Origin of the sequence: Spongiactinospora gelatinilytica (genome assembly GCF_003236385.1) — a bacterium.
Taxonomy (GTDB): domain Bacteria; phylum Actinomycetota; class Actinomycetes; order Streptosporangiales; family Streptosporangiaceae; genus Spongiactinospora; species Spongiactinospora gelatinilytica.
In genome coordinates, this window is record NZ_POUA01000416.1 from 1 (window position 1) to 6,411 (window position 6,411).

Annotated in this window: 6 protein-coding genes and 1 rRNA gene; 3 read left to right on the forward strand and 4 right to left on the reverse strand. The window is 70.4% G+C overall.

What is annotated here, in order from left to right; translation table 11 throughout:
* A partial coding sequence (locus C1I98_RS33420) for an MFS transporter (RefSeq protein WP_111171342.1) occupies positions 1–1,376 on the reverse strand: 1,376 nt, incomplete at its 3' end.
* Between the two features lie 72 nt (positions 1,377–1,448).
* Between C1I98_RS33420 and C1I98_RS33425 the strand changes: the two genes are divergently transcribed.
* The 3 genes from C1I98_RS33425 (at position 1,449) to C1I98_RS33435 (ending at position 5,502) form a co-directional block, all read left to right on the forward strand.
* Entirely contained in the window at positions 1,449–2,189 is a 741-nt protein-coding gene (locus C1I98_RS33425; protein ID WP_158558287.1) for a TetR/AcrR family transcriptional regulator, read from the forward strand.
* 83 nt (positions 2,190–2,272) lie between these two features.
* The gene (locus C1I98_RS33430) at positions 2,273–3,883 is read left to right on the forward strand and encodes a PucR family transcriptional regulator (protein ID WP_111171339.1); all 1,611 of its coding nucleotides are present in this window, start codon (positions 2,273–2,275) and stop codon (positions 3,881–3,883) included.
* Positions 3,884–4,026: 143 nt separating this feature from the next.
* Positions 4,027–5,502 (forward strand): phosphodiester glycosidase family protein, encoded by a 1,476-nt coding sequence (locus C1I98_RS33435; protein WP_111171340.1) that lies wholly within the window; start codon positions 4,027–4,029, stop codon positions 5,500–5,502.
* Between the two features lie 39 nt (positions 5,503–5,541).
* Here C1I98_RS33435 and C1I98_RS45190 read toward each other — a convergent pair whose 3' ends face one another.
* The 3 genes from C1I98_RS45190 to rrf all read right to left on the reverse strand — a co-directional run bounded on the left by C1I98_RS45190 (position 5,542) and on the right by rrf (position 6,404).
* Positions 5,542–5,670: a hypothetical protein gene (locus C1I98_RS45190; protein WP_267898098.1), complete on the reverse strand. Its 129-nt coding sequence runs from the start codon at positions 5,668–5,670 to the stop codon at positions 5,542–5,544.
* 5 nt (positions 5,671–5,675) lie between these two features.
* Entirely contained in the window at positions 5,676–5,963 is a 288-nt protein-coding gene (locus tag C1I98_RS33440; RefSeq protein WP_111171341.1) for an alanine--tRNA ligase-related protein, read from the reverse strand.
* 324 nt (positions 5,964–6,287) lie between these two features.
* Positions 6,288–6,404 (reverse strand): 5S ribosomal RNA (gene rrf, locus C1I98_RS33445).
* Positions 6,405–6,411: the final 7 nt, after the last annotated feature.

Genomic DNA, 6,411 nt, shown 5'->3' on the forward strand with positions numbered 1-6,411 from the left:
GCCTCGGCCAGCGCCGCGTCCTGTAGCGCGAGGGCTCCGGCGATCGACTCCCGGGCGGGCGCGGGAGCGCCGCCCGGCATGCCGGACGCGTACACACCCGCCAGCACGCTGCCCAGGACGGCGACGCTCAGCGCCATGCCCACCTGCTGCACGGTGTCGTTCATCGCCGAGCCCACACCCGCGCGCTCCGGCGGCACCGCGCCCATCAGCGTGGCGTACGCGGCCGGACCCGCGAGCCCGGAGCCCAGGCCCATCACGATCAGGGCGGTGATCATCGTGCCGTAGCCGTCCACCGGGCCGGTGAAGGACAGCACCGCGAAGCCGCCCGCCATCACGGTCAGCCCCGCGACGATCAGCAGCCGGTTGCTCACCCGCTGCCCGAGCCCCGCGCCGACGGCGTTGAAGACCGCGCCCGCCACCGCGTACGGCACCAGCGCCACACCCGCCTGCATCGGCCCGTAGCCCAGCACGAACTGCAGATACTGGGTGAGCATCAGCAACAGTGCCCCGGTGCCGAACGAGAGCAGCACGATGGAGAACGACGACCCGCTGAAGTTCCTGTCCCGGAACAGTTCGAGCGGCAACATCGGATGCCGGCTACGCGCCTCCCAGACCACGAACCCGCCCAGCGCGACCACGGCCACGGCGGTCGCGGCCAGCGAGGCCGGAGTCGTCCAGCCCGCGTGCGGTCCGGAGATCACGACATAGACCAGCGCGGTCATCCCGGCGGTGGACAGCAGTACGCCCAGCGGGTCGATCGGCCGCGCCGGGCCGCGCGTCTCGGGCATCAGCGCCACCGCGGCGATCACCGCGAGGACGGCCACCGGCACGTTGATCAGGAAGACCGAGCCCCACCAGTAGTTCTCCAGCAGGAAACCGCCCAGGGTCGGTCCGGCGATGACGCCGATCATGGCCACGGCACTCCAGGCGGCGATGGCCTTGCGGCGCTCGTCGGCGTCGAAGACGGTGATGAGGATCGACAGGGTGCTCGGCATCAGGATGGAGCCGCCCACGCCCATCAGCGCACGGGCGGCGATCAGGTGCCAGGGCTCGGCCGCGAGCGTGGCGACCATGGACGCGCCGCCGAAGACGACCAGGCCGATGATCAGAAAGCGGCGCCTGCCGTACCGGTCGGACAGGCTGCCGGAGGTGAGCAGGAGGCCCGCGAAGACCAGCACATATGCGTCGATGATCCACTGGATGTCCCCGTTGGTCGCCCCGAGGTCGCGCATCAGCGCGGGGATCGCGAGGTTGAGCACGGTGTTGTCGACCACGAGCACCAGCAGGCTCAGGCAGAGCACTCCGAGGATCAACCAGCGGCGGGGGTCGCGTTGCGGCGCCTCGCCGGGCGCGTCTCGTACAGTGTGCGATTTCACTCGCACAGCGTACGACAACTCTCGAACGCTGTGCGAGCGGGTTTAGAATACCCACCGGGGAAGGAGGGCCCGGTGACCGCGAAACCGCAGTACATCTCGGTCTGGGTACGCGAGGCGGCAGAGCGGGCACGGCCCGCCGCGGAGAAGCCGGGGCGCGGTCAGCCGAGCCGCGCCCAGATCGTCCGCGCCGCCATCGAGATCCTCGACACGGAGGGCCTGGACGCGCTCAGCATGCGCCGCCTCGGCGCCAAGCTCGGCATGGGCGCGACCTCCATCTACTGGTACGTCGCCAACAAGACCGACCTGCTGGACCTGGCGATCGACGAGGCGTTCGGCGAGATCGCCGTCCCGGTCGGCGGCGGGATCGACTGGCGCGAGGCCACCGCCGTGTTCGCGCACAGCCTGCGCCGCGCCCTGATGCGCCACCCCTGGCTGGCCCGCCTGCTCGGCGGGCGGCCCAACATCGGTCCCAACGCGCTGCGCATGTCCGACCGGATGGCGACCATCTTCGACGACGCCGGCCTCGACCACGAGGACATCGACTTCACCGTCACCACCGTGATCGCCTACGTCATCGGCATCTCCGGGGCCGACGCCACCTGGCGGGACACGGTGAACACCTCTGGACTCACCTACGACGAGTGGACCGAGCAGCACGAGCCCGCGCTCCGGGCGGGCATGGCCGACCTGCCCCGGCTGCGCGCGATCTACGAAAAGCGGCGGCTCCCACCGGACACGGGCAGCGCCCTGGAGGCGCGGTTCGACTTCGGCCTGCGCTGCGTGCTGGACGGCATCGCCGGTCGCATGCCCTGACTGCCGGTTTCCTGTCGCTTCGCCCCCACCATGTAAGCCGTACACCATCCGGATTTACAGCCTGATCAGATAGTGTCGGGCGCGTGCTCCCTACCATCGCCGACATCCTGGCCTTGGAACCGGTGCGCCGCGGCAACCCCCAAGTCGTGGCCGGCGCGGATCGGCTGGACACCCGGGTCCGCTGGGTGCATGTGGGCGAGGTGACCGACATCGCGCAGTTGCTGCGCGGCGGCGAACTCGTCCTCACCACCGGGGTGGCGCTGCCCGAAGATCCGCGCAGGCTGATCGACTACGTGGGCGCGCTGGCCGAGGTGGGCGCGTCCGGGCTGATCGTCGAGCTGGGCCGCAGGTTCATCGGCGAACTGCCCGCCATGGTGGTCGCGGCCGCGGAGGAGCACGGCCTGCCGCTGGTCACGCTCGCGCGCGAGACGCCGTTCGTGCAGATCACCGAGTCGGTGCACGCCCGGATCATCGACATCCAGTTGGAGGAGCTGCGCGCCTCCGAGCACCTGCACGAGGTGTTCACCGAGCTGTCGGTGGAGGGCGCGTCGCCCGCCGAGGTACTCGGCCAGGTCGCGCGGATCTCCGGCAAGCCGGCGCTGCTGGAGAACCTCGCCCACCAGGTCCTCGCCTGCGAGAGCGCCGGCCGCGACACCGGCACGCTGCTCGCGACCTGGGAGACCCGCTCGCGGGCCGTGGCCCCCGCCGAGCGCACCGCCTACGACGCCACCTCGGGCTGGCTCGTGGCCATGGTGGGCGCGCGCGGCCAGGACTGGGGCCGGCTCATCCTGTTCTGCGACGAACGTCCGGGCCCGCGTGACATCGTGCTCGCCGAGCGCGCCGCCACCACGCTGGCCCTCGGCCGCCTGCTGGAACGCCACCAGCGCAGCCTGGAGCGCCAGGCGCACGGCTCGATCATCACCGGCATCCTCACGCACGCCTATGCCGACCCCGAGGAGGCCGCCGCCCGCGCCCGGGCGGTGGGCGTGCCGCTCACCGGCCGCAAGCTGGTCAGCGTGGTGCTGCGGCTCACCGAGCCCGGCGGCACCACCCTGGACGGTCAGGCACAGCTCGGCGACCTCGCCGAGGCCGCCGCGGGCGCGTGCCGCGACGTCCGCCTGCCCGCCCTGGTGGGCACCCTGGACGACGACAGGGTCGCGGTACTGCTCCCGCTGCCCCCGCGCGGCGTCGCCGAGGCCGCGCTCACCGCACTCGCCGAACGCCTGCGCATCGCCTTCAACCCGGCCTTCGTGCTGGCCGCAGGCTCCACCGTCGAGTCGATCAAAGACGTCCGGCGCAGCTTCCTGGAGGCCGACCAGGTGGCCGACGTCGCGGTACGGCGGCCGGACGGCCGGGTCTTCTACCGCCTGACCGACCTGCGCCTGCGCGGCCTGCTCCACCTGCTGCGCGACGACGCCCGGCTGCAGACCTTCGCCGAACGCGAGCTGGCCGCGCTGCTCGCCCACGACGCCCAGCGCGGCGGCGACCTCACCCGCATCCTGCGCGTCTACCTCGAAGCGGGCCGCAACAAGGCGGTCGCGGCGCAGCGCGCGCACCTTTCCCGGCCCGCCTTCTACGACCGGCTGCGCCGCCTGGAACGCATCCTCGACACCGACCTCGACGACGTGGACTCCTGCCTGTCACTGCACGTGGCGCTGCTGGCACTCGAATCCTTCCGGCGGCAGCTCCGCTGACCTGAAACCCCGTGGGTGTAGGCGAATTGCCATACCTTTCTCGGCGTTTTTGGCGTGTTTCGCTGACGTTCCGGGTCAAAGATCGGCACCATGGTTGACCGACGATCAACACCCTCAGCCCGACCTGTGCCGGAGACAACACAATGACGCGTCGCATCCTCATCGGCCTGTCGGCCGCCACCGTTCTCGTGGTCGCCGCCGTACCGGCCGCATCGGCGGCGCCGGCGTCCGTGGGCTTCCCCACGGCCAAGTTCCCTCTCGGGCTGCGCGGCGTACCGGCCCGCGCGCACAGCGCAGTGGCACCGGGGATCGACCTGTTCCGGGTCAGCCACGGCAAGGCCACCGAAGGCTGGACGGTCACCGTCCTGATGCCCAACGGCCGCGACCACGGCTCCCAGGACGATGCCGACGCCAAGGCCGCCGAGGTCCAGGCGGTCGGCGAGACTCCGATCGTGACGCGGTTCATACGCCCCGGCGTGGCCGACGACCCCGAGCGGGAGTACTTCTCGGTCCGGATCGGCCGCTGGACCCTCAAAGAGCGCGCCAAGGCCGACAAGCTGGTCGCCAAGCTGAAGAAGGACGACATCCGCGCCAAGACCGACTACCTCGGCGACGACGGCTTCGACACCACCGGCCCGTGGAGCATGCAGGTCCTGATGGTGGACGGCCGCCGCTTCCGCGGCTCCTACGTGGCGAGCGTCGGCAAGAGCGTGGCCAAGCGGGAGACCACCTCGTCGATGTCCCGACAGGTGAACGCGATCGCCGGGGTCAACGGCGGGTTCTTCAACATCCACACGCCGAAGCGGCTTCAGGGCGACCCCGTGGGCATCTCCGTGGTCGGCGGCAGGCTGCTCAGCGAGGCGGTGGCCGGGCGCAGCGCACTGATCCTCAAGGGCGGCACGGCGCGCATCACCGAGCTGAAGACCCAGATCAGCGTCTCGGGCGGAGAGGGCGGCGGCTCCGCAGTTCAGGGGATCAACCGGGCGGCGGCGGCCGACGAGCTGGTCGTCTACACCGAGGAGTTCGGGGAGAAGACGGCCGCGGACGGCGGCGCGGAGGCGGTCGTGGAGGCCGCCACCGGCAAGGTCGTCAAGGTACGCGCGGCGGGCGGCACCGTGCCACGCGGCACGTGGGTGCTGCACGGCCGCGGCACCACCGCCGACTGGATCAACCAGCACGCCTGGACCGACTGGACGCTCACCCGCAACACCAAGGTCATCGACCAGCGCACCGGCAAGGCCGTGCCGCTCACGCCGGACACCCACATCATCGGGGGCGCGGTCGGGCTGGTCCGCAACGGCAAGGTCAAGATCACCGCCAAGGCGGACGGCCACGCGTCGGTCAACATGATCCTCCGCCGCCACCCGCGCACCCTCGCGGGCATCACCCGCACCGGCGGGCTCATCCTGGCCACCATCGACGGCCGCAAGCCGGGTGAGGCGGTGGGCGCGTCGATGGTGGAGGCGGCCAAGCTGATGCGCTGGCTCGGCGCCAAGCAGGCCATCAACCTGGACGGCGGCGGCTCCACGGCCATGGTCGTCAGGCACAAGGTCGTCAACCGCCCCTCCGACGGCCGCGAACGCACCATCGGCGACGCCCTGTTCATCACCGCTCGCTAAGGCGGACCACCCCAAAAGGGCATGGACCCCACCCCGGGTTCATGCCCTTTCCCTGTACTTCTCGCCGAACAACGCGATCGCACCCGCCGCCTCGGCCTCGGCCCGGCTCGCGTACCAGACCCGCACCTCCGGGTCGTCCAGGATGTGCTCGTTGACCAGCTCCTCCACCTGGTTCAGCAGCTCCGGCCCGACCGCGGAGAAGTGCGCGAAGTCGAAATCTCGAAGAACGTGGCATGCCGGGTGGTCCGGCCGACGTTCTCGATGTCGCTGGTACGCACGCACTTCTGCACCGACGTCGCCCTGTTGTACTCCGGCTCCGCCGTACCGAGGTAGTAGGGCTGGAACTGGTTCATTCCGGCGTTGGTGGGTTCGGAGGGGATCAGCGAGCTGGACGGCACGAGCCGATGTTCGCGCGCGGTGAAGTAGTCCAGGAATGTGTCCCGGATCTGCGGTAAACGCATGGAACGGCCTCAATGGGTGGAGCCGGACGAACACCGGAATCTCCTCGCCACCTGACCGGTGACGTTCGTCCGAAAGGATCGGTGGGCGGGCACACGCCGAGCCGGCCGAGGGGATCAGGCGAGGACGTGGTCCTCGGAATGCCCCAGCTCGGCGCGACTAGCTCGCCGCCCCACCATGCGCGTCCTTCCGTAGGTCGATGAGTCCAGTGTAGACGGTGGTGAGGGTGGGGTAGTAGGACATAAAAAAAGTGAGAGGTCCCTGGTCGAAGCGCGCCCCGCAAAGGACACACCCCGACCAAAGACCTCTCACCCCATTCAAAAATTGTGCGGCAGCGACCTACTCTCCCACACCGTCCCCAGTGCAGTACCATCAGCGCAGGCAGGCTTAACTTCCGGGTTCGGAATGTAACCGGGTGTCTCCCCACCGCCATAACCACCGCAACCCCAC